Here is a 626-nt window from a genome sequence, read left to right as displayed (position 1 = left end):
TCTTGATACTCCTATTGTTTTACCTAATCGAAATGTTTTATTTGGATTTGATTCAGATATTGATGAAGAGCCTAAAAATGAACTCTTGAAAATTTATATCAGGCGAGAAGCTTATGATCCTAATTTGTTAAATAAAGGAAAACACAAAACAACGCTTTACAACAATAGCTATACCCAATAAGGGGTAAACTGCTAAATAGAGAGGTTGGCGCTTTAAATAAAGTCCGCCAAATCGTTGATTTGTTTTGATTAAATTTTTCATTTTTAAGGTCAAATCAACGATTTGGCTCAGTGCAAGCCCGAAGGTTTGGTGCTTTAAATCCCCTTACTGGGCATAGCTGAGACGTTGTGCGTCATTGAGAAAAAACCATAATGAAGAAATTAATTTGGGAATTAGTATTGTCTTTAACTGTTATTTCTTTTTCGATTTTTACGAAATGGTGGTATGTCCTTCCAACTGATGCACTGGATACAGTGATGAGCGGATTTCCATTAATTTGGATAAGTGAAGGTTGGCATACTTCAATGTCACTTCAAATATTTGTGAAAGAACTAATTATAAATCTATTAATCTATTTTGTTTTTTGGTTTACAATTGTTTACACAATCAATCGGCTGATTATACA

2 protein-coding genes are annotated in these 626 nt (G+C 32.7%); both read left to right on the top strand.

From position 1 onward, the window contains the following. Positions 1 to 181 (top strand): hypothetical protein (locus E1171_RS23240; protein ID WP_187696109.1); only part of this gene is annotated, 181 nt, incomplete at its 5' end. Between the two features lie 191 nt (positions 182 to 372). Next, on the top strand, positions 373 to 626 hold a 254-nt coding region (locus E1171_RS24020; RefSeq protein ID WP_222931286.1), incomplete at its 3' end, for a hypothetical protein.

This window comes from Xanthovirga aplysinae (assembly GCF_009711365.1).
GTDB lineage: Bacteria > Bacteroidota > Bacteroidia > Cytophagales > Cyclobacteriaceae > Xanthovirga > Xanthovirga aplysinae.
This window is presented reverse-complemented; position numbering and strand designations above follow the sequence as displayed.